This window comes from Rhodococcus sp. IEGM1428 (assembly GCF_050321865.1).
In the GTDB taxonomy this organism is placed as follows: Bacteria; Actinomycetota; Actinomycetes; order Mycobacteriales; family Mycobacteriaceae; genus Rhodococcoides.
In genome coordinates, this window is record NZ_JBNQFW010000001.1 from 405,729 (window position 1) to 426,767 (window position 21,039).

General features: G+C 62.6%; 25 protein-coding genes. 11 read left to right on the forward strand and 14 right to left on the reverse strand.

What is annotated here, in order from left to right; all coding sequences use genetic code 11:
- Nucleotides 1–3 precede the first annotated feature (3 nt).
- The gene (locus ACQR3T_RS02020; protein WP_428692388.1) at nt 4–780 is read right to left on the reverse strand and encodes an SDR family oxidoreductase; all 777 of its coding nucleotides are present in this window, start codon (nt 778–780) and stop codon (nt 4–6) included.
- Nucleotides 780–1,628 (reverse strand): SDR family NAD(P)-dependent oxidoreductase, encoded by an 849-nt coding sequence (locus tag ACQR3T_RS02025; RefSeq protein WP_428692389.1) that lies wholly within the window; start codon nt 1,626–1,628, stop codon nt 780–782. Before ACQR3T_RS02025 ends, ACQR3T_RS02020 begins: the two co-directional genes overlap by 1 nt.
- Nucleotides 1,629–1,746: 118 nt before the next feature.
- On the opposite strand from ACQR3T_RS02025, the gene ACQR3T_RS02030 reads away from it, so the two are divergent.
- The gene (locus ACQR3T_RS02030) at nt 1,747–2,664 is read left to right on the forward strand and encodes a LysR family transcriptional regulator (protein ID WP_428692390.1); all 918 of its coding nucleotides are present in this window, start codon (nt 1,747–1,749) and stop codon (nt 2,662–2,664) included.
- Between the two features lie 12 nt (nt 2,665–2,676).
- Here ACQR3T_RS02030 and ACQR3T_RS02035 read toward each other — a convergent pair whose 3' ends face one another.
- Nucleotides 2,677–3,546, reverse strand: a complete 870-nt coding sequence (locus ACQR3T_RS02035; RefSeq protein WP_032377201.1) for a helix-turn-helix transcriptional regulator — start codon at nt 3,544–3,546, stop codon at nt 2,677–2,679.
- Between the two features lie 101 nt (nt 3,547–3,647).
- On the opposite strand from ACQR3T_RS02035, the gene ACQR3T_RS02040 reads away from it, so the two are divergent.
- On the forward strand, nt 3,648–4,343 hold the full coding sequence (locus tag ACQR3T_RS02040) for an SDR family NAD(P)-dependent oxidoreductase (protein WP_428692391.1): 696 nt from the start codon (nt 3,648–3,650) through the stop codon (nt 4,341–4,343).
- A gap of 16 nt (nt 4,344–4,359) precedes the next feature.
- Nucleotides 4,360–5,082 (forward strand): 3-keto-5-aminohexanoate cleavage protein, encoded by a 723-nt coding sequence (locus ACQR3T_RS02045; RefSeq protein WP_428692392.1) that lies wholly within the window; start codon nt 4,360–4,362, stop codon nt 5,080–5,082.
- Nucleotides 5,083–5,094: 12 nt separating this feature from the next.
- Here ACQR3T_RS02045 and ACQR3T_RS02050 read toward each other — a convergent pair whose 3' ends face one another.
- Nucleotides 5,095–6,042: an NmrA/HSCARG family protein gene (locus ACQR3T_RS02050; protein WP_428692393.1), complete on the reverse strand. Its 948-nt coding sequence runs from the start codon at nt 6,040–6,042 to the stop codon at nt 5,095–5,097.
- A gap of 127 nt (nt 6,043–6,169) precedes the next feature.
- Here ACQR3T_RS02050 and ACQR3T_RS02055 point away from each other — a divergent pair, with 127 nt between their 5' ends.
- Nucleotides 6,170–6,490, forward strand: coding sequence for a winged helix-turn-helix transcriptional regulator (locus ACQR3T_RS02055; protein WP_032377199.1), 321 nt, complete (start codon nt 6,170–6,172; stop codon nt 6,488–6,490).
- 2 nt (nt 6,491–6,492) lie between these two features.
- Here ACQR3T_RS02055 and ACQR3T_RS02060 read toward each other — a convergent pair whose 3' ends face one another.
- Nucleotides 6,493–6,993: a MarR family winged helix-turn-helix transcriptional regulator gene (locus ACQR3T_RS02060; RefSeq protein ID WP_032377198.1), complete on the reverse strand. Its 501-nt coding sequence runs from the start codon at nt 6,991–6,993 to the stop codon at nt 6,493–6,495.
- Between the two features lie 120 nt (nt 6,994–7,113).
- Here ACQR3T_RS02060 and ACQR3T_RS02065 point away from each other — a divergent pair, with 120 nt between their 5' ends.
- Nucleotides 7,114–7,539, forward strand: coding sequence for a Rid family hydrolase (locus ACQR3T_RS02065; RefSeq protein ID WP_032377197.1), 426 nt, complete (start codon nt 7,114–7,116; stop codon nt 7,537–7,539).
- A 103-nt stretch (nt 7,540–7,642) separates the two neighbouring features.
- Nucleotides 7,643–8,050 (forward strand): DoxX family protein, encoded by a 408-nt coding sequence (locus tag ACQR3T_RS02070; RefSeq protein WP_032377196.1) that lies wholly within the window; start codon nt 7,643–7,645, stop codon nt 8,048–8,050.
- Between the two features lie 22 nt (nt 8,051–8,072).
- On the opposite strand, the gene ACQR3T_RS02075 is transcribed toward ACQR3T_RS02070, so the two are convergent.
- Nucleotides 8,073–8,876 carry a DUF4239 domain-containing protein gene (locus ACQR3T_RS02075; protein WP_032378252.1) on the reverse strand — a complete coding sequence of 268 codons (804 nt, stop codon included), beginning with the start codon at nt 8,874–8,876 and terminating at the stop codon, nt 8,073–8,075.
- A 123-nt stretch (nt 8,877–8,999) separates the two neighbouring features.
- Here ACQR3T_RS02075 and ACQR3T_RS02080 point away from each other — a divergent pair, with 123 nt between their 5' ends.
- The 3 genes from ACQR3T_RS02080 (at nt 9,000) to ACQR3T_RS02090 (ending at nt 11,282) form a co-directional block, all read left to right on the forward strand.
- A complete protein-coding gene (locus tag ACQR3T_RS02080) occupies nt 9,000–10,040 on the forward strand; it encodes a tripartite tricarboxylate transporter substrate binding protein (RefSeq protein ID WP_428692394.1) in 1,041 nt (346 codons plus the stop codon).
- 261 nt (nt 10,041–10,301) lie between these two features.
- A complete protein-coding gene (locus tag ACQR3T_RS02085) occupies nt 10,302–10,703 on the forward strand; it encodes a (R)-mandelonitrile lyase (RefSeq protein ID WP_032377194.1) in 402 nt (133 codons plus the stop codon).
- 51 nt (nt 10,704–10,754) lie between these two features.
- Nucleotides 10,755–11,282: a cyclophilin-like fold protein gene (locus ACQR3T_RS02090; protein WP_428692395.1), complete on the forward strand. Its 528-nt coding sequence runs from the start codon at nt 10,755–10,757 to the stop codon at nt 11,280–11,282.
- Between the two features lie 123 nt (nt 11,283–11,405).
- On the opposite strand, the gene ACQR3T_RS02095 is transcribed toward ACQR3T_RS02090, so the two are convergent.
- From ACQR3T_RS02095 to ACQR3T_RS02110, 4 genes are all read right to left on the reverse strand, one after another.
- Nucleotides 11,406–12,284: a helix-turn-helix transcriptional regulator gene (locus tag ACQR3T_RS02095; protein WP_032377192.1), complete on the reverse strand. Its 879-nt coding sequence runs from the start codon at nt 12,282–12,284 to the stop codon at nt 11,406–11,408.
- Nucleotides 12,285–12,364: 80 nt separating this feature from the next.
- On the reverse strand, nt 12,365–13,537 hold the full coding sequence (locus ACQR3T_RS02100) for an MFS transporter (protein ID WP_428692396.1): 1,173 nt from the start codon (nt 13,535–13,537) through the stop codon (nt 12,365–12,367).
- A gap of 118 nt (nt 13,538–13,655) precedes the next feature.
- Entirely contained in the window at nt 13,656–14,702 is a 1,047-nt protein-coding gene (locus tag ACQR3T_RS02105) for an NAD(P)-dependent alcohol dehydrogenase (protein WP_428692397.1), read from the reverse strand.
- Nucleotides 14,703–14,900: 198 nt separating this feature from the next.
- On the reverse strand, nt 14,901–15,476 hold the full coding sequence (locus ACQR3T_RS02110) for a GNAT family N-acetyltransferase (RefSeq protein WP_428692398.1): 576 nt from the start codon (nt 15,474–15,476) through the stop codon (nt 14,901–14,903).
- 144 nt (nt 15,477–15,620) lie between these two features.
- On the opposite strand from ACQR3T_RS02110, the gene ACQR3T_RS02115 reads away from it, so the two are divergent.
- Entirely contained in the window at nt 15,621–16,109 is a 489-nt protein-coding gene (locus ACQR3T_RS02115) for a nucleoside deaminase (RefSeq protein ID WP_052070252.1), read from the forward strand.
- Between the two features lie 68 nt (nt 16,110–16,177).
- Entirely contained in the window at nt 16,178–17,527 is a 1,350-nt protein-coding gene (locus tag ACQR3T_RS02120) for an alpha/beta hydrolase (RefSeq protein WP_428692399.1), read from the forward strand.
- Between the two features lie 66 nt (nt 17,528–17,593).
- Here ACQR3T_RS02120 and ACQR3T_RS02125 read toward each other — a convergent pair whose 3' ends face one another.
- Genes ACQR3T_RS02125 through ACQR3T_RS02140 form a run of 4 tightly spaced genes read right to left on the reverse strand, consistent with a single transcriptional unit; the run spans nt 17,594 to nt 21,003 of the window.
- The gene (locus ACQR3T_RS02125; protein WP_094617016.1) at nt 17,594–18,238 is read right to left on the reverse strand and encodes a GntR family transcriptional regulator; all 645 of its coding nucleotides are present in this window, start codon (nt 18,236–18,238) and stop codon (nt 17,594–17,596) included.
- Between the two features lie 47 nt (nt 18,239–18,285).
- Nucleotides 18,286–19,320, reverse strand: a complete 1,035-nt coding sequence (locus ACQR3T_RS02130) for an isopenicillin N synthase family dioxygenase (protein WP_428692400.1) — start codon at nt 19,318–19,320, stop codon at nt 18,286–18,288.
- A 31-nt stretch (nt 19,321–19,351) separates the two neighbouring features.
- Entirely contained in the window at nt 19,352–20,224 is an 873-nt protein-coding gene (locus ACQR3T_RS02135; RefSeq protein ID WP_428692401.1) for an ABC transporter permease, read from the reverse strand.
- Nucleotides 20,221–21,003 (reverse strand): ABC transporter ATP-binding protein, encoded by a 783-nt coding sequence (locus ACQR3T_RS02140; protein WP_428692402.1) that lies wholly within the window; start codon nt 21,001–21,003, stop codon nt 20,221–20,223. Before ACQR3T_RS02140 ends, ACQR3T_RS02135 begins: the two co-directional genes overlap by 4 nt.
- Between the last annotated feature and the right edge of the window lie 36 nt (nt 21,004–21,039).

Genomic DNA, 21,039 nt, shown 5'->3' on the forward strand with positions numbered 1-21,039 from the left:
GGGTCAGACGATTCCGCCGTTGGCGTACACGACCTGACCATTGATCCATCGAGCAGGACCGGCCAGGTGGGCGACGGTCTCGGCGATGTCCTCCGGTCGACCCAGTCTTTCGAGAGGTGTCATCTTCTCCATCGCATCGATCGCTTCTCGGGGTTTGCCGTCGAGAAAGAGCGGAGTCGCGGTGGGCCCTGGTGCGACGGCGTTCACCGTGATGTCGCGTCCGCGCAGTTCTTTCGCGAGGATCGGAGTCAGCGCGTCGACGGCACCTTTGGTTGCTGCGTATGCACCGTAGGCGGGTAACGCCAGCTTGACCACCGAGCTGGAGAAGTTCACGATGGCACCGCCTGCGCGGACGCGTCGTGCAGCCATTTGGCTCACGAGGAACGAGCCGCGCACGTTGGTTCGGTGCATGCGGTCGAAATCGTCGAACGACATGTCGACGAGCGGCGACAACAGCATGATCCCGGCGGTGTGGACGACGACGTCCACTCCACCGAAGGTGGCCTCGAGTTCGTCGAACATGGCCGCGGTCGAATTCTCGTCGGCGACATCGGCGGACAGTACGACGGCCTCGCCGCCTGCGGCGATGACTGCATCGGCGGTGGACACAGCTCGCTCGCGGTTGCCCGAGTAGTGCACACCGACGGCCATCCCGTCAGCTCCGAGTCGGGTGGCGACGGCGCGTCCGATCCCGCCGGAAGCGCCCGTGACCAGGGCGATCCGACGGTCGGCGTATCGGGTGTCATCCTCGCGGGCCGGGTTTGTCGACGGTTGTGTCATCAGTGTTCTCCCCTGGTTGTGGCGGTGTTTGCGATGTGGCCGAAGGCGGCCAGTGCCGTGGGCTGCCACCGCCGCCACGTCTCGAGTCGGTCCTGATAGATGGGGACGATGTCGTCGTAGGTCTTGCCGAGAAACAGGCGATGCGGGGCACGGTCGGTGTCGACGAGTTGCAGGATCGCGGCGGACGTCGCGGCAGGGTCTCCGACGTCGAAACCTCCTGCGGTCGTGGCCCGCACGTCGTCGTAGGCACTATCGACCGCGCTGGTTCGTGAGCCGGTGGCAAGCCAGTCGGTGTTGTACGGTCCCGGTTCGACGTTGGTCACCTGGATTCCGAACTGTTCGACTTCCTGCCAGAGGGATTCGGACAAACCTTCGAGCGCCCACTTGGACGCGTGGTAGGCGCCGATTCCCGGGAATGCACGGACTCCGCCTTCGCTCGTGATCTGCAGAATGCGTCCCGAACGTTGTGCTCGCATGATCGGAACGACAGCTTGTGTAACCCACAGTGCTCCGAAGAAATTGGTCTCCATCTGAGTGCGGATTTCGACTTCGGTGAGTTCTTCGACCATGCCGAAGTGTCCGAATCCCGCGTTGTTGACCAACACGTCGATGGTTCCGAAGTGTTCCGCTGCCTGCCCTACCGCCGTGAACACTCCGTCTCGGTCGGTGACGTCGAGACGCAGCGGCAGCACAAGATTTCCGAATTCTTCGACCAGATGCTCTAGATCGGCTGTGTTACGAGCGGTCGCGACGACACGATCACCGCGTTCGAGCGCAGCCTGGGCCCACAGGCGACCGAACCCCTTGGACGAGCCTGTGATGAACCACGTTCTGTTGCTGACGGTCACTCTCGCACTTCCTTTCGTCGGTGTAGTCAGCGTGCGCCTCTGTCAGCCATTCCACCAGCGACAGTTACGCATATTCGATATGCGAGTCATGCATGGCTCGATGTGGTCGAATGACGGGGTGACGGAATGGAGTCTGAGCGGACTGCGAGTGGTACGCGTGGTGTTCGAGACCGGATCGTTCACTGCTGCAGCTCAGATCCTGGGCTACACGCAGTCGGCGATCTCTCGGCAGGTCGCATCGATGGAAGCGGCCGCGGGATCGACCTTGTTCGAGCGCGGTGCACGCGGAGTGCGGCCAACAGCGGCGGGGACACTCGTTGCGGCGCGCGCAGCGACCGTGTTGCACGAGATCGACGCGGCAACCCGCGAACTCACCGAAGCCGAGAAACTACTCACTGGATCAGTGTCGATAGGAGCATTTCCCACCGCAGCAATGGTTCTCGTGCCGCGCGCGATAGCCCGAGTTCGACACTCGCACTCGGAACTGGCCGTCGAGATCGTCGAAAGTTCGACCCCGGCACAGCTGCGACAATTACGTGCCGGACGCATCGACGTCGCAGTGATCGCTGTCGGCGACGGGCTTGCCGAATACGACCTCAGCGGATTGCGCGTCGACACAGTGATCGACGGAAAGCTCCTGCTAGCTGTCGGAATCGAGCACAGGCTCGCGCACCAAGGTCGCGTACACGTCGACGAACTCGCGCGTGAATCGTGGATCGTCGGCAAGGGTGTCCGCAACGACCCGCAATTCGGGGCGTGGCCCACCTTGCCGAATCCGCAAGTCGGTGCTCGGATACGGGAGTGGACTGCCCGTCTCGGCTGTGTCGCAGCAGGATTGGGTATCACGGTCATACCCGAGCTAGCAGCAGCCGCAGTGCCGGACGGTGTAACCACGGTCCAGGTCGATGATCCAGGGTGGAGTGGGCGGACTACCTGCGCTGTAACGCTGCCACATCGTACGAACTCGACGAGCGCCGTTGTCGACTCGCTTCTCGGCGAAGCCCGCAGAATACGAACCGAGAACCGCAGCCTTTGACGATCCTGCCCTTCATGCGAATTCAGTCGTAGCCACGCTGCCGGCGACCGTGGCCAAGCGCAGCTTGGTCTCGTCCTCCGAACCGGGTGCGGCAGTCATGATGACGATTTTCAGTTCTGCGTCACCGTCGGTGAGTACGTCGCAGTCGACGGTGATCGGTCCGACGGTCGGGTGGTGAACCACTTTGTGATCCTCGCGATGTGAACCGACGGCACCGACGGACCACAACGCCTCGAATTCTGGACTGCCGACGCGCAACTCATCGATCAACCCCCTCAGCCTCGAGTCGTGGGGAAACCGCCCGGTTGCCCGCCGAAGGTCTGACACGACTGCCGCCCGAACCGCGTCTTCGCCTCCGGACGGCGTCACCGGCCAGGCCGACATTCCTGGTTTGTCTGCGGCGAGGGGGAAACAATCGCGAGCAAAGTTCCTCCTGGCCGAAGCCACGGATGACGGATCGCCTACCAGCGCAGCCCATGTTCGGTTCCACCACAGCAGTTCCCAATCGGCCGCGAACACGGCAACTGCACCCTCATGGAGCCGGCCGACGACCCGCCTCACGCCGGGCGGGATGTGGTCGGAGATGGTGCCGTCGGCCGGCGGAATGTGACCGGCCAAGCGGTAGAGATGGTCTCGCTCGGGCACGGTCAGCGCAAGGGCACGCGCCAAGGACGACACCACCTGGACCGACGGGGTCTTAGCTCGCCCCTGTTCGAGCCGCACTATGTAGTCCACTGAAATACCCGCGAGATCGGCGAGGTCCTCCCGCCTGAGCCCCGCAGCCCGGCGTGAACGTCCGGTCGGTAGACCGACAGCATCGGGTGAGAGTCGATCGCGCCACGATCTGATCGTCGCGCCGAGTCCGTCCGTTGTCGAGGTCACGGTTCCATTGTCGCTCTTCGGGCGTGTATCAGGGTGGTACCGATTGTCCTACCGTCGAGGCGTGCCTGGAACGAGCCATGGTCGCCCTGAACAATGGGGACATGACCATCACATTCATCACCGGAGCAAACAAGGGCCTCGGCTACGAAACGGCCCGACGACTGATCGATCGGGGACACACCGTCATTCTCGGAGCACGTGATGTCGAGCGGGGTAGGACTGCTGCCGCAGCAGTGGGGGCTCGGTTCGTGCAGATCGACGTCACCGATGCCGAATCCGTCGCAGCTGCAGCTTCGGACGTACAAGGCCAGGAGGGGGTTGTCGACGTACTGATCAACAACGCCGGCATCGCCGGACCTCACAGTGCCGCCGACGAGCTGACCGCCGAGGATGTGTTGTCGGTTCTCGACGTGAACGTTCTCGGAATCGTCCGCACGACAGCAGCATTCCTTCCGTTGCTACGGCGCTCGACCGATCCCGTCATCGTCAATGTCAGCAGTGGGATGGGGTCTTTCGCAGCGACACACGATCCGTCTCGCGTCGAATCCAGCGTGGTTGCTCCGGCCTACTCTGCGTCGAAGTCGGCTGTCACGATGCTGACGACCCAATATGCCAAGGGCCTGAGCGGAATTCGCATCAATGCGGCTGACCCGGGATACACCGATACCGAATTCAACGGAAACAGTGGACCGCAGACTGTCACCGAGGGCACCGACGCCATCGTGCAACTCGCAACCGAGGGGCCGGGCCACGGATCCGGGCGGTTCATCGACCGGCATGGAACAGTGGGATGGTGACGAGAGGGTAGGCAATATGACAGAACTGCAGATCGCTCTCAATGGTGCCGTCATCCATCCGGCGATGCCGCAGACGGCAGAGGAAATCGCGCTGGATGCGGCAGCGTGCGTCGCGGTCGGCGCGACACTGCTGCACCTCCATGCCTTCGACGACGACGGCGTCGAATCGCTCGCGCCCGGCCCGGTAGGCAGAATGCTCAGGGCGGTTCGGCAGGTCTGTCCTGCAACCCCGTTGAACGTCACCACCTTCGCCGCTATCGTCGAGGATCCACGTGAACGCCTCGAATTGATCAGTGGGTGGACGGAACTACCGGACCTCATTGCCGCCAATCAAGGAGAGGAAGGCATCGACGACATTGCCGAACTGCTCTCGGCACGGGGTGTGGGCGTAGAAGCGTGCGTGCTCGGCGTTCACGATACGGAGCGATTCATCTGCTCGGGCAACTCCGCTCGGTTCGTTCGGCTGGTGATCGAGCCCCTCGAAGAGAATGTCGACGACGCACTCTCGCTGGACATCGAAATGGAAGACATGATCGCTGCGGCAGGTATTGCGCTGCCTCAGCTGCACCATGGTGTCGGCGCGGCGTCGTGGGCGGTGAGCCGTCGCGCCGTCGCACGTGGTCACAGCATCAGAACGGGGCTCGAAGACACATTCGTGTTGGCCGACGGATCACCGGCGCGGTCGAACGTCCAATTGACCGAGTCGGCAGTGGCATTGATCCGCGAGGTACAAACGTAGGTGCGGACCGAGTCAGCGGAGTTCGACGTCGCCCATCACCGGTCGTCCAGCGGTCGCGATGCTGCCTGCATCTCGACTCGCCAGCCAATCCCCGAAACGAAGCAGGAACGGGAATCTCTGCCTGAGCTCCGTCAGGTCGACATGCCCGGCCAAGCGGCCGTCGTCGACCGCGGCCGCCAACCGGCTCAGCACATCGCCCCGTTGCAGGACGCTCGGATTCATTCGTTGATAGTCGATCGGTCGGCCCAGGGCAACGCTGAAGTGCTGTGCCAGTTGATGTCCGGTGAGCGCGTCTCCGGCAATGTCGAGTGTTCGATGCGCGAATTCGTTCGGTGTCGAGAAGATCTGCCCGACTATCGCGCCTATGTCGCGTACTGCGATGAATTGCATCGGTTGCTCGTTGTCCATCAGGAACGAGAACCGACCGCCGGCGAGACCCATGCCGGGGAGCAGAAGAATCTCCATGAAGCTCGCGGGGCGGACAATCGTGCTGCAGATATCGAGCCCTTCGATGTGCTCTTCGATGCGACTCTTGGTGTCGAAATGAGCGATGCCGGTCGATGTCGGGCCAGCGGCGATCGCCGAGCTGTACACGAGGTGTTCGACCCCTGCGTCCCTGGCGGTGTCGGCGACCGAGATTCCGTACGCCACCTCGTCGTCATCGGTGACCTCGGACCCGGCCTGGCCTGAGCTGGGTTGCACGCTGAACACCCCGTGAGCACCGGTGAAGGCGGACCGGAGCGATGCAGGGTCGCCGAGGTCGCCTGTGGCCGTCTCTATCCCGGCTGCCTCGAGTCGCCGGGCTCGCGAGCTCGACGGATCACGCACCACGGCACGAACCCTCCACCCGGCTTCGAGTAGGGCCGTGGCCACTGACCCACCTTGCTGCCCGGTTGCGCCCAATACGGTGATCACCCTGTCGGAGGCTGTTTTTCGACGGGTGAGTTGCTGCTCGTCCACGGTTTCTCCTATCGCGGCACACGTCCGAAACTCGGTATGTTCTCGGTGCTCGCTGCCGCCCGCACCGAACGCTAGCGTCATGACGCCTACCATTCGGTAGGCGTTCGTTCACGACAGGGAGGTTCCGATGCGCGATGTGTTACCCGCCGCGGCCGACTGCTTCGTCAGGCTCGGCGTCGAGTTGATCGCGCATCAGTGGGACGCGGTAGTCCTGACTGCATTGAGGTCCGGACCGACTCGACGCGTCGACCTGGTGTCGATGATCGGCGGTATCAGCGACAAGTCTCTGCACGAATCGATGAGACGCTTGCGGACTTTCCGATTGGTCGAGAAGGACGACGTCGGTGGGATGTACCGGCTGACCGACACCGGGGAGTCTTTTGCGAACGGGCCGTTGCTGGCTCTTGCACAATGGGCCGAGTCCAATCACCGTTCGCTGAACTCGTAGTTTCAGTTCAGGTCATCCGGTCGTATCCGTAGCTTTGCTGCGATGCGAGCCAACGCTCGGTGATCGGTCTGGGTGAGCGGGTCGAGTACGAAGTCGCGCACTGCGCGTACGTGAATCGGTGCCGCGGCTACGACGACGTCGTAACCGGTGTCGGTGAGTTCGGCTGTGGTGACGCGGCCATCCTCGGGATCGGTCGATCGAACCACCCAGCCGCGCTGCTCGAAACGCTTGACCACATTCGACAGACGGGACAGCGATCCATTTGTCAGGTATGCCAATTCGCTCATTCGCAGCCGATGCCCCGGCGACTCGGAGATGTGGCTCAGCGTCAGGTATTCGAAGAGGGTGAGTCCTGACTCCTGCTGCAGCGGAGACTCCAATCGGCCTGGCAACAGCAGGATCAGCGAGACCAATCCGGTCCAGGCGGCCTTTTCGTCTGCGGTCAGCCAGGGGAGTTCTTCGGATGTGTCCGGATCTGCATCCGGCAAGTCGGTCGTCGCCATATCGGCATCCTACTCGAGCGTATTCACTTCATACATGAAGTAAATGTGCTACATTTACTTCACGCATGAAGTTCTGGACGAGCGGCACCCAGGAGCTCGCCATCTATTCGAGGAGTAGCCATGATTACTGCAGAATTCTTCGTCACCCCGGGTTACGGCGACACGCAACTCGCCAACATGCGATACAGCCAAGCTGTCCGCATCGGAGATCGCGTCGATACGTCCGGTCAGGGCGGCTGGGACGACGAGTTCAACTTTCCGGCAACACTCGAGGACGAGATCGTGCGCGCGTTCGACAACGTGGAGAGGACGCTGGCAACGGCGGGAGCCACATGGAACGATGTCGTATCTGTTGTCTCATACCATATTCCGGAGTCCGAGGTGTCCATCGGCGACGAGCACAACCGGGTCATGGTGGAGCAATTCGAGAGGCGGATGGGCGACCGCGCCCCGATCTGGACTCAGGTCGGGGTGAGCGCGCTCGGCGCCCCGATGATGCGGGTGGAAATTGCTGTCACGGCTGTTGTGAGTTCGCAGTGTCCGTGATCGAGGCTGGAGCAGTCCAGGTGTGATCCTCACGGCGGTGAGTTTTCGTACCGATGGCAGTCGATACCGGCGACACCTTACATATCGAGCATCGGAGACGACCATGACCACGACGACCACCCCTGCGACCAATTCACGCCGCGCAACCCGCGCGGGCTGGGGCCTCACAGGCCTGCTGGCGCTGTTTCTGATCTTCGATATCGTCGGCAAATTGCTGAATGTCCAGCAGGTGAAAGATGCGACGCTCGAATTGGGGCTGCGCGACGAGATGACGCCCGTCATCGGCATCGTCCTGCTTGTGTGCCTGGTGCTCTATCTGGTGCCTCGTACCGCGTTTCTCGGTGCGGTTCTGCTGACCGGATATCTCGGTGGTGCCGTCCTCACCAATTGGCGAGTGGACAAGCCGTTGTTCAGTACGGTCTTGTTCGCGGTGTACGTCGGAGTTCTTGCTTGGGGTGCGCTGTATCTGCGGGATCCGAAGGTGCGTCAGGTCATGCCGATAGTGCGGTAGTGGGTGCTGCGCATCCGTCGGGTCAGGTGGGGTTGCCGGACTCGTCGCACGGGGCCGGGTGGCCGTCGTCGATGAACTGCAGCGTCACGTTCATCTCGGTGGGTTGGATGCTGCCCGACCAATCGGAGTACGGGTGGTCGAGAAACGCGACGACGACCAACGCCGAGGCCACGAGCGCGGATACGAACGCGATCGGAACGGCCTGCACTACAGCGGATTCGCGGCGATCCGCCTGTACGCACATGTACGAGAGAATTGCCGACGCTCCGATGCCCAGCACGATCCAGAGAGGAAACGGGACCGACGGTGTTGCCTCGGCCAGTCGGTCGCGGCGACCGTCGCGGCGTTCGGCTTGCTGATCGAACCACTGTCCGTACGCCGCCTCCTGCGAGGCACCTTCCGGTGTGGTGGCCGCAAAATCCTCGACCATGGTGTCCACCCAGTGATTGACCGACGGCGACGTTTCACTCCGCGACATCGCAGACCATTCGTCCGAGACGACAGCACGGCTGTAGCAGATGAGGCCGCCGTGCAGCTTTTCACCGTCGTGTCCTTCGAGGACATCGGCCACATTGTGCAGCTCCGTCACGGCGACGGCTTCGACGCTGGCTCCATTGCTCGCGCGCTGATAACTCTGCAGTGCGAAGAAGATGGTGAATGCCAGCAGGACAGAGAACATCGTTCCGATGACCGTCAGTGCACCGGCTGCACGAGTGCTGTCGATGAACCATCCCGGATCGGGCGCGCGGGTGCGAGCAGCGAGTTTGGCCGTCACGGCCAACACCACGACGAGTACGACGATCAGACCCAGTATCCAGCTCGGCACTGCGCAACTGTAAGTGAGTGCGTTCCCGCGCGTTGGTGAAATCGCGTACTGGTCGCGCGTGAGTGAATGCGATTGTCCGGACGTCATTTTGCTCCGCCCCTTGTCACTGCATCCTAGAGTTGGGTGGAAGCAGCGACCGCTGTGCTGTCCGGGCCGAGGGGCGAAGCTGTGATCGCGAAGAAATCGATATTCAGCGTCATGATCGCGGCCGCCCTCGTGTCGACCGGTTGTACCGATTCCGGACCCGACACCGATCCTGCATCTACGTCCGATTCGGTGCCCTATCCAGACGGCCCCGTCACGATGACGGCGGGAGCCGATCCCGGCAGTGGCTTCGACCTCACCATCCGTTCGGTCGTCGATGCCCTGCAGACGGAGAAGATCGTCGAAACGGCTCTGCCGGTGCAGAATCGGCCCGGCGGGAGTGGTGCTGACTACCTTGCCACGATGGTCGAGGATCATCGGAGCGCCGACGATCAGCTTGCGGTGACGTCGTTGTCGATGATGGTGAATCAGGTGAGTGGGGTGTCGAAATACGGCTACGACGACGTCACGATGATCGCGCGAATGATGACCGAGTACTACGTCGTCGTGATGCGTCCCGGCAGTCCTCTCACAGACCTTCGCGGAGTCATGACTGCAGTGGCGTCCAACCCATCGGGTGTCGTGGTCGGTGCGGCCCACGATGACGAGTTGCCTTTCTCCCTGCTGGTTTCGGCTGCAGGCGGCGACCCGTCTGCCGTCCGCTACGTCACCCAGGAGGGTGGCCGCGAACAGATCGCCGCACTTCTGGGTGGTGAGATCGACGTGGCCATCGGTGGCGTCAGTGAATTCGTCGATCAACTGGCATCCGGGGACCTCGACGGTATCGGCGTTCTGGCCGACAATCGGATCCCCGGTCTCGACGTTCCCACCGCGCGAGAGCTGGGATTCGATGTGACGCTGGCCAATTGGCGCGGACTGTACGGGCCACCGGACATGCCCGTCGACGCAGTCGAGTACTGGCGGACGGCGCTGGGGAAGATGGTGGAGACACCTACCTGGAAGCAGATCGCGGAGCGCAGCAAATTCACGACGACCTTCATGATCGGCGACGAGCTCGACACCTTCCTTGCCGAGACCCAGAAGGATGTGGAGACCGGAATGAAAGCGGCTCCCCGGTGATCAACCGCATCCCAGTCGATCGTTGCTCCGCCTGCGACGACCGTAGTCGTCCGTATTGTTCCGGCGCTGTTGTGTTCGAGTAGTCCTGTCTGCGAAGACTGCCGCCATGGATATCGGATCGGTATCGAGAGGTGCCCTGCTGGTACACCTCTCGCCAGTGACTCCCCACGACACTGTTTTCGCGATTGACTGAACCAACGATTCGCGGTGAGCGCACCGCACACTCTTTCCGGGTATTTCTGTGCAGAAAGTGAGCCTGCCGTGAACATCGAACCTGCTGTTCCGACCTCCAAGAACCCCGCTTCGCAATTCGTCGGCGATGTGTGGCTGGACCCAATTGCGATGCCGCACGAGGAGGGCCAGTCGATGGTGGTTGCCACCGTACGTTTTACACCCGGTGCTCGCACAGCGTGGCATTCACACGAGAACGGCCAATATCTCCGCGTCACACAGGGAATCGCACGATTCGGAAGTCGTGACGGCAGCATCATCGAGGTGCACCCGGGCCAGACGCTGTACACGCCTCCTGGTGAGGAGCATTGGCACGCCGCGGCGCCGGGTGTGTACATGGAGCACATCGCGATGCTTCAGAACGGGGAGGATCCCACCGCGACGACGACGTGGGCGGAGCACATCACCGACGCGCAGTACGAGGGCCGCTGATGTCATCGCTCCGCGCAGTTCGTTGCCCACCCAGCACCTAAGGAATGCACGATGAGGAAGCAGTCGATGGCAGTGGTCGGGTTGTCGGTCATGCTGGCCGCCTGTTCGGCCGGGACCGGCGAAGACTCCTCGACTGAATCCGCAAGCGTCACAAATTCGATCGGTACACCTCCAAGTGTGGCCGGTACGTCTGCTCACGGGCAGGGTGAGAACGGAGAACCCGCGCGTATCGACATTCAGGTAGGTGGACAAACTGTTGCGGGAACGATGAACGACAGCGCGGCCAGCCGCGATCTCCTCGCGCTGCTTCCTCTGACACTGACGCTGTCCGACCACGGTGCGGTGGAGAAGACAGGGCCGCTCCCTGCCGAGTTGTCGACCGACGGAGCGCCCTGGAGTGCGGATCCCGACCCGGGCGACATCGGGTACTACGCACCGGGGAACGACTTCGTCCTTTATTACGGCGATCAGAGCGAATACCCGGGCATCGTCATTCTGGGGACCATGGACGCGTCAGGGGCCGAGGCAATCGGCTCGATCGACGGAGACGTGACCGTCACGGTGACACGCTCGCAATAGTATCGTCAAAACGAAAAGCGTTGCGCTGCAATGTAGAAAACGGGGTATCCATGTCGGTTCGATATACCCGGAACCGTCATCGCACCCTCGGCCCGAAGAAAATTTCCCTGGCCGGAAGACCATTCACGCCTGAGTCTGAGCTCCGGTATGTTCTGCTGCCCACGATCCGAGCAGGCGCAGGCGTTCCGCGCTCGGCGAACCTGGTTCGGCGGTGTACACCATGAGGACAGATCCGGGGTCGGCGGTGATGGCGAGCGCCTCGTAGGCGAGGTGGATCTCGCCTACGATCGGGTGGGCGAAGCGCTTCATTCCCGCTCCGTGGTTTCGAACGTTGTGGGCACCCCATAGCTTTCGGAACGTCTCGTCACGGGTGGACAGCTCACCCACGAGGTCTTGTAGCCCCTTGTCGTGCGGGTCGCGGCCGGCTTCGGCTCGCATGATGGCTACGCACATTTCGGCGAACGTGTCCCAATCGGGGTAGAACTCCCGAGACGACGGATCCAGAAACTGGAATCGGGCAAGGTTGGGAGTTCGTCCACCGTCCCCGATCACCGGAGCGTAAAAGGCTTTTGCGAGATCGTTGGTCGCCAGTAGATCTTGACGCTGGTTGCGAACGAAGGCGATTCCATCCGTGATCGAGTCCAGAGCCCATTGCAGGCTGACCCTTGGTGTCGCAGGACGCGCCGCCTTACGCCGCGGACGCCCGGATGTCGGTACTCCGTCGACGGCTCGCGCCAGATCGAGGAGGTGTGCGTGTTCGGTGTCGTCGAGTTGCAGAGCGCGGGAAAGTGCATCGAGCACGGATGCCGACGCACCGCCGATTGCACCGCGCTCGATACGTGCGTAATACTCGACGGAGAGGCCCGCAAGGGTTGCCACTTCGCTTCGCCGTAGCCCGGCGACTCTGCGACGGTTGCTTCCACCCGGGATCCCGGCCGCATCCGGGGTGAGCCTGGCTCGGCGGGTCATGAGGAACTCACGCACTTCGGCCTTGTTGTCCATACCTTCAAGGGTAAGACCGTTCTTCGGATCGAACGATGCCCTGCCGGTAAACCCTTCGGCAGGACCCGTCGGTCGCGGGTTCAACACGACACCGCGTCGTCGGTGGCCCTCGTGAGCTTCGCTGACTCGTGCCCGCGTCGGCGGGACCTATCGATGAGCACGAGCGCCGCCAACGGGATCAGAAGCGCGACAGCGAACAACACGCCGACGAGCGGAATGGAGGCGGGGCCTGACGTACCGATCGCGCGCGCGGTGACCCAGCTGCCTACAGCAGTTCCCAGGTTGAACATGGAGGTGGACAGCGAGGTCGCCAAGGTCGGTGCTCCCCGAGCGAATCGTACGGCCAGCGACATCAGGACCGGGTTCGTTCCCAGACCGGCCATCCCGGCGAGGGCGAGGAACATGATCGAAGGCACGGCATAGTGCGAGAACACATTCAGCAGGCAGAGTGCGAGAACCACCACGATGCCGCCGGTCAGCGCAGTGCCGTAGGGCGCGCGATCAGCGAATCGGCCACTGTTCAGAGTGCCGGTCACCGCCCCGACACCGAAGACGGCAAGGCCGAGGGGGAGTAGATCGGCAGAGAGGCCGCCGTGGTCGGTGAGTAAAGGCGAGATGAAGGAATACGTGGACATAACCGCGCCGGAGATCAGCACGCACGCAGCCATCACCAACCAGAATCGTCCTCTGGCCAGCGCAGCAAGCTGCGAGCGGACTGGAACTACTGCAGTGTCTGCGCGGCCGCCTGGGACGAACCGGGCAATGACGAACGCGGCCAGAATCGCTGCAACCGCGAGGATCCAGAACGGGCCACGCCACCCGACCAGCTGACCGGCGACCGATCCGAGCGGCACGCCGACCACCGTCGCCAGGATGCCGCCACTGAGTACCAGGCCGATGGCTCGTGCGCTCGATTCCAGGTCTACTGCACCGGCGGCGACCGACGCCGCTATCGACCAGAATGCCCCTGTAGCAAGGGCTGTCACGAAACGAGTCACGAGAATCACCGACAGCTCCTCGGTCAGTGCCACGATGACGTGACCGGCGGCGAACACACCGAGTGCGAGTACGAGGGTGGTCCGCTGAGAGATTTTCAACACGGCGATCGCGACCAGGGGTGTGGCGATCATTCCCATGGCGAAAGCGGTGACGAGGAGGCCTGCTTCCGATATGCCGATTGCCAGATCGGCGGAGAGATCGGGCAGGAGACCGGCCACAACGAACTCGGACGTTCCCATGAGAAACGTACCCATTGCGAGGACGGTGACCAGAAAGGGTAGTGGCTTTCGCTCTTCGGTGGAGGACACAGCTTTTCTCTCGGATCGATTGTGGACTTCTTCTTCTGCGTCTGCTGTTCGCGTTCCTAGGCCGTCAGGCCAGGGTCGAGGTATCGATGACGAAGCGGTAGCGGACGTCGGATGCAAGGACCCGCTCCCAGGCGTCGTTGATCTTGTCGGCGGAGATGACTTCGATCTCGGCACCGAGATGGTGCTCGGCGCAGAAGTCGAGCATTTCCTGAGTTTCGGCGATCGATCCGATGGCCGAGCCCGCGAACGTCCTGCGGTGGGGGATGAGCGAGAAGACCTGCAACGGAAGGGGTTCTGCGGGAGCGCCCACGTTGACCATTGCGCCGTCGACGGCGAGCAGAGACAGGTGTGCGTTCAGATCGATCGAGGCGCTGACGGTGTTGATGATCAGATCGAATGTGGACGCGAGCTTCTCGAATGTGTCGGGGTCACTGGTTGCGTAGTAGTGGTCGGCTCCCAGTCGAAGTCCGTCCTCCTGCTTCTTCAGCGACTGCGACAGAACCGTCACCTCGGCACCCATCGCGTGGGCGATCTTGACGGCCATGTGGCCCAACCCGCCCATGCCGACCACAGCGACCTTTTTACCGGGACCGGCTCCCCAGTGCCGGAGCGGTGAATAGGTGGTGATCCCGGCGCACAGCAGCGGCGCGGCGGCGTCGAGCGCGATGCCCTCGGGGATCTTCACCACGAAGTGTTCGGTGACGACGACCTGCTGGGAGTAGCCGCCCTGGGTGGTCGTGCCGTCGCGGTCGGTGCCGCCGTAGGTCTGGACGTTGCCGACGAGGCAGTACTGTTCGAGACCCTTGACGCACTGGGCACATTCGCCGCACGAGTCGACCATGCAGCCGACTCCGACGCGATCGCCGACGGCGTGCGTGGTGACCTCGGATCCGACTTCGGCCACCGTTCCTGCGATCTCGTGGCCGACTACCAGCGGGTACGGTACCGGGCCCCATTCGCCGCGCGCGGTGTGAATATCGGAGTGGCAGATGCCGGCGAACTCGATGTCGATACGGACGTCGTGTGGTCCGAGGTCGCGGCGCTCGATCGTGATGGGGGACAGGGGCTGGTCGGCTGCGGTGGCGGCGTAGGCCTTCACGGAAGTTGTCATGTTTCGATGAAACATGAGTCGGCGAGATCGAGACAGTCTCTGACGAGAGGTGTACCAGGAGAGCACCCCTTGTCGGTTCTGCTGTAGATCGTCCACCTGCTGCTGATCTGCGCCTGCTTCTCTCCGCGTCGACGCGAGCCGGATGAACCGCTATGGTTGTCCAATTCCGATGTGGCGCAGGGGCAGAACCGCACCACCTCAGTGGCGCAGGTCTTTTCGCATGATCACCCGAGGGAAGCCACCCGACACCGACGTTGTTTCGACGGCGAACTCGAAGCCCGCCGACTCGAACAGCCGGCGGGTTCCCACGTATGCCATGGTGAGATCGACTTTTCGTCCCTTGTTGTCCACCGGATATCCCTCGACCGCCGGGGCACCATGGTCGTCCGCGAACCGAACGGCACCGTTCAACAACGCATGTGCGATTCCGCGTTTTCGGTGGCCGGCCTTGACCCGGAAGCACCAGACCGTCCAGACCGGCAGATCGTCGACGTGCGGAATCTTGTTGGACCGCGCGAACGGTAACTCCGAGCGCGGTGCAACCCCAGCCCAGCCGACCACCTCGTCGCCGTCGTAGGCCAGTACCCCCGGCGCGACTGTTCGACGGGTCAGCTTCTTCCCGTACTCGGCGCGTTCGGGGCCGACGAGTGCCCTGTTGGTCGCGGAATCGATTCGGTGGCTCAGGCACCAGCAGACCGAGGACGTCGAGTTCTTCGGGCCGAGGATTTCACGCAGATCCGCGAACGACGTGGCCGGCCGTATCGAGAAGCTCACCCGCCGACCATACCGAGCATCGATGGATGGTGCCCCGGAACAGGCACCCGGTTGCCCGGACGAACCGGCCCGGAGTTTCCGCGTCTCGACCCGGTACGGTCGTGGCGTGGACACTTCGATCGTCGACGCACCCGGCGGTGCGCTGTGAGTATCTCCTCGAGCGACCGCACATTCCTGGCCCGTGCTGTGGACTTGGCGGCGGAGGCGGTGCGGACGGGCAACGATCCGTTCGGCTCGGTGCTCGTCTCGGAGGGCGGGGAAGTGTTGGCCGAGGACAGGAATCGGGTGGGCGACCGGAACGATCCAACCCAGCACCCCGAGATCGCTCTGTCACGTTGGGCCGCTACCAATCTGAGCCCTGTTCAGCGTCGAGCGGCGACGGTCTACACCTCTGGTGAGCATTGTGTGATGTGCGCCGCGAGTCACGGAATAGTCGGGCTCGGGCGCATCGTGTACGCCACGTCCACCGCTCAATTGCTCACGTGGCTCCAAGAATTCGGCGCTGCACAACTCGCCATCACACCGTCGCCCATCGAACAGATCGTGCCGGGGATCGTGGTGGACGGGCCGGTCGCCGAGTTCGGCGATGCTGTTCGTGAACTACACCGGCAACGTCACGCGTCTGGGCAGTAGAGAGCAACACAGAGGGGAAGGCCGTGCCGGACGGCATCGAGATCGAAAACAGGCAGCGTACGAGTGCGATGACAACCGCGCTCGCAGCGACCGGTGGCGGCAGCGTCCTACTGGCGTGGTTCGAGTTCGTTCTCATCCGTCAGCAGCTCGCGGTGGGATTGTGGGTCATCGCCATGGCAGTGGTGGCGATACGGCTCGTCTCGTCCGATGCCGGGAAGCCTGCAGCCGTAGGTACTTCGCTCGGCGCTGCCGCCGTCGTCACTCAGGTCGCATGGCTGGTGACGGGCTTTCACTCACTGTGGGTCTTGTGCTTGACCGCGGCGATTGCACTCGGATTCTTTCTGCTCGCGTCGGCTTGGGCGGGCCGTTCGGCGAGCTCCTCGGGTCGGGGCGGTACCCGTAGGGCGGTTGCCGTGGTTTCGGCCGGTTTCGCTGCGGCGAGTGCGGTGGTGGTCTCCGCGCTGGTGATAACTACCGCAGCCAGTCCGGCACCGCTGATTCGATCGCTGCACGCGTTGGGGCAGAGCAACTCCTTCGAGTCCGACGCGCCGACAGCGACGGCGGTGGTCGACGGGGCCCGTCTCACCAGCGACGTCGAATACGGCTCGGCGCTACCGAATTCGTTTCTCGACATCTACATCGCGGACAACGATGCATCGATCCGTCGGCCCACGTACGTATCGGTTCACGGTGGTGGCTGGATAGTCGGAGACAAAGCGGACGGTGCTCCCACCACAGATTCGGACGGTGCGTCCTGGGCCGGCCCCATGCTCGACGCCGGCTACAACGTGGTGTCGCTGAACTACGCGTTCGCGCCGCAGTACCGCTTTCCCACGCAGACAATCCAACTGGGCCAGGCCATGCGCTTTCTCGACACGAACGCCGACCGGTACGGACTCGACATGAGTCGGGTCGTGCTCGCCGGAACCAGCGCGGGTGGCCACATCGTGGGCAATTACGCCATCGTGCAGACCAACCCCGATTACGCGCGCGCACTGGGCATCGTACCGACCCTGGACCGAAATGCCCTGAAGGCGATCGTGTTCGAAAGCGCTGCCCTCGACGTCGGGAGAGCAGGTTCACCACAATCACCGAGCCCGTCCAACGGTTTCTTTTTCGACATCGCGGCCCGAAGCTACCTGGACACCACCGACACGGCGCTGCTGGCGCAGACGAATGTCACCGACAACGCCACAGCCGACTTCCCGCCGAGTTTCATCTCCGACGGCAACACCGGTACTTTCCCGGACCAGGCAGCCGAACTGAGCGCCAAGCTGAACAGAGTGGGTGTCGCCAATCGCCTGAACCTGTACAGCAAGAACGAGGCGAGACTCGACCATGGATTCATGGCGGTGAGTTCGCAGTGGACCGACGACTACAACCGTCTCAGGATCGAGTTCCTCCGAGACTTCGTCTGATTCTCACCGACAACAGGTGGCCGCGGTACACCGTGGGCATGCTGCCACACGGGTCGACCGTCGCACCTACCGTCGGGTGATCCGTACCAGTAGTCCTGCGACATGCGCAGAAGCGGCGATTCGTGCGGCTTCGGCGTCCCCGGTCTCGATCGCGTCCACGATCCTCTCGTGTTCCCCGACTGCGAGTCGTCGACCTGTGTCTCCGGTCCAGATATCGGACCGATAGAGATGTGCCTGGCTGTCGAGACGCAGGAGTGCATCGCTGAGTGGACGGTTCTTGGCGATGTCTCGAATACGTGTGTGAAAACGCAGATCGAGCGTCGAGTCGCGTCGGGAATCTGCAGGTTCGCCGAGCAGCTCTCGCTGCTCGGCGATCATCGTCCGAAGTTCTTCGATCGCGTCGTTCGTGGCGTTCAAGGTCGCGCGATGCGCTGCCAGTCCGTCGAGTAGTTCCCGAACCTCGAACACCGACCTGATGGTGTTGTCGTCGAGCGAGTCGACCTTCGCGCCGGCGTTTCGGGTGTGGACGGCAATACCTTCGTAGATCAACTGCTGCACGGCCTCCCGGACCGGCGTGCGGCTGACGTTGAGTTTGGCTGCCAATGCAGGAACGCTCAGGGCAGTGCCGGGAGGAAGCTCGCCGGAGAAGATCTGCTCACGCAGTGTGGCGTGAACCGATTCGGTGAGCAGTTCGCGTTCGGTTGTGGTCATGTGTCCCATCCGCGCATGTGAAGTACCGTGCAGTGCACCATTGTCACCTACTGCGCCGCCAGCACTCGCGCGGCTTCACGGGTTGCACCAGTGGGAGCGACTCCAGTGCGGAGACCAGCGACTTTCGCGGCGATGTTCTCGGCTACCGTGATCGGTGGATAGTCGGCGACGCCTTCTCGTGCGCATCCGGGAAGCGTCTCGATGACAGCATCGTGATTACCGTCGAAGAAGAAGGCCGCGGAACGGCGACGGATGATCAGGCCGTCGACGATCGGCGGGTCGACACGATGGACTGTCGACATCCATCGATCGTTCGTCCACCGTGCCATCGCGTCCCCCAGATTCAAGAGCAAGGCACCATCGGCCGGTTGTGCGTCGTGCCACCGGCCATCGGGTCCCAGTATCTGCAGGCCGGGTACTCGATCTGCCCACAGGATCGTCAGGATGCCGAAATCGGTGTGAGCCCCCATGCCGGTCGCACCGGTCTCGAACCTCGTATCTCCGTCGGGCAACGCATAGTTGTTCATCTTGAATGCGTCGATGGAATGGTGCACCAGGTCGTCGAAATACCCGTTCTCCAAGTTCAGCGCAGCTGTGAACGCGCGCAGTAGAACCCGAGACAACGACTGAGCGTGCCGGAAGTAGGTCTGCACGGCAGTGGTGAACCGGGGGGACTCCACGGGCCATGCGTTGGGAGCGTAGCTGGAATGCGGCAGGTCGAATTCGGGGTAATCCGACGCCTCGGTTCCCACCACTATCGATTCGTAGAAGTCGTTCATGTTTTCTTTCGACGGGGTGCCCAGGCTCATGCTCAGCGACTCCGATTTCGGCGGTGAGTAGCCTCGGTTCTGCTCCGGTGAGCGGCGATACTGCTTCTTGATGCCCAGCGGCAGTGCGAAGAACTCGTCGAGTCCGTGTGCAAGGTCTTCGATGACCTCGTCGGGGATGGCGTGGCCGACGATCTGTACGAAGCCTACTTCGGTGCACGCCGTGTCCAGCTTCTTTGCGATGGCGGCTTGCTCACTGCTCCGTGAGTCATCGATGAACGATCCGATGTCGATAGTCGGTATCTCGAATGTCATGTCCGATAAACCTTTCCAATTGTGTGCTGTGTCATGACGGGGAGCCCGATGCGTGCCACTTGCCCACCAGAGCGCGCGAGAGAACGCCGAACAGGGAGAAAACCGCGATCCCGAACGCCGAGGCGATCACGATCGCGGCGATGAGGTCCTCGGACTGCAACCGGCTCCGGTAAACGTCGAGAAGCGTGCCGATACCTGGTTGTCCTTTGGCGAAGAACATGTCACCGATGATCGCGCCGACGACGACCAACCCTGCCGCGGTGCGGATGCCGGTCATGATCGCCGGAAGTGCAGCGCGCAGTTCGAGTTTGGTCAAGCGCTCCCAGCGTGATGCACGACCCAGCGTGAACAGCTCGTGCAGCCCGCGATCCACCGATCGGAGGCCGAAGTGGGTATTGGTGATGATCGGAAACGCAGCGATCATGACACACACGATGATGCGGGCGACCATGCCGTAGCCGAACCAGAGTCCGATCAACGGGACGATGGCGAGTATCGGGATAACTTGCAGGACAACGGCGTATGGATATACGGCCCGCTCGATCCAGCGGGCCTGATTCATCAGGATGCCTACCGCCAGACCGAACAGCACCGCGATCACGAATCCGAACGCCGTTACTCGTGCGGTCACGGCGAGGGCTTCGAGCATGGGGCGCAGATGAGACCAATCGGCCAGAGAGCCTGTCAGGACGCGATGCGGTGCCGGCAGAAGAAATCGCCGTTCGGGTGCCAGAACGGCGTAGGTCACCACGTACCACGCGAGAATCGCGACCCCGAACGAGGCGATGGGCACGCCGATGGAACTCGACGCGCTTTTCGACGCGCGTGCAACGGAACTCGACCGCCTGCCCTCGGCCCTGTCGGTGCGAATTCGGGGCATACGGACTGCGAGAGACAACGTCATGATGCCGTTCCCCGCAGACTGGAGGAGATCCGCGCGACATAGTCCGTGAACGTGCGATCGAATCGAAGGTCTTCCGTGCGTGGGCCGTCGAACTCGATGTCGACCACCGAGTGGATACGGCCCGGGCGCGGCGTCATCACGACGACACGATCAGCGAGAAACACTGCCTCCGTCACCGAGTGCGTGATGAACATTGCGGTCAATTCCCTGTCGGTACACAGTTTCTGAAGGAGAGACTGCATGTCGTATCTGGTCATCTCGTCGAGTGCGCCGAACGGCTCGTCCAACAGCAGGACGTCCGGCAGCAAGGTGAGTGCGCGGGCGAGCGACACCCTCATCTTCATGCCCCCGGACAGCGCGCTCGGAAGCTGATCGGCAAAGCCGTCCAGACCGACCGCGTCGATTGCCGACAGCGCTCTTCTGCGGCAGATCTTGTGGTCGATGGACCCCAATTCGGCAGACAGTTCGACGTTGCCCAGCACATCGCGCCATGGAAGGAGCGTCGGCTCCTGGAAGATGAAACCAACGGAATCGGTGCCGAGTGCCACACTTCCGTCGGTGCAGCTTTCGAGACCCGCTGCCATCCGCAACAACGTCGACTTGCCACAGCCGGACGGTCCGACCACGGCGACGAATTCACCTCGCTGAACATCGAGGTCGATGCCGTCGAGTGCCGTCGTGCCCGTGGAGAAGCGCTTCACCACCGAGTCGAAGACGATCTGAGTATTTTTCGTCAGCCGGGTTGCGTCGGCATCCTGCATGGTATCGATCAGATCCACTGCAGCCTCCCTAGTTGAGTGCATGTAATTGCTTGA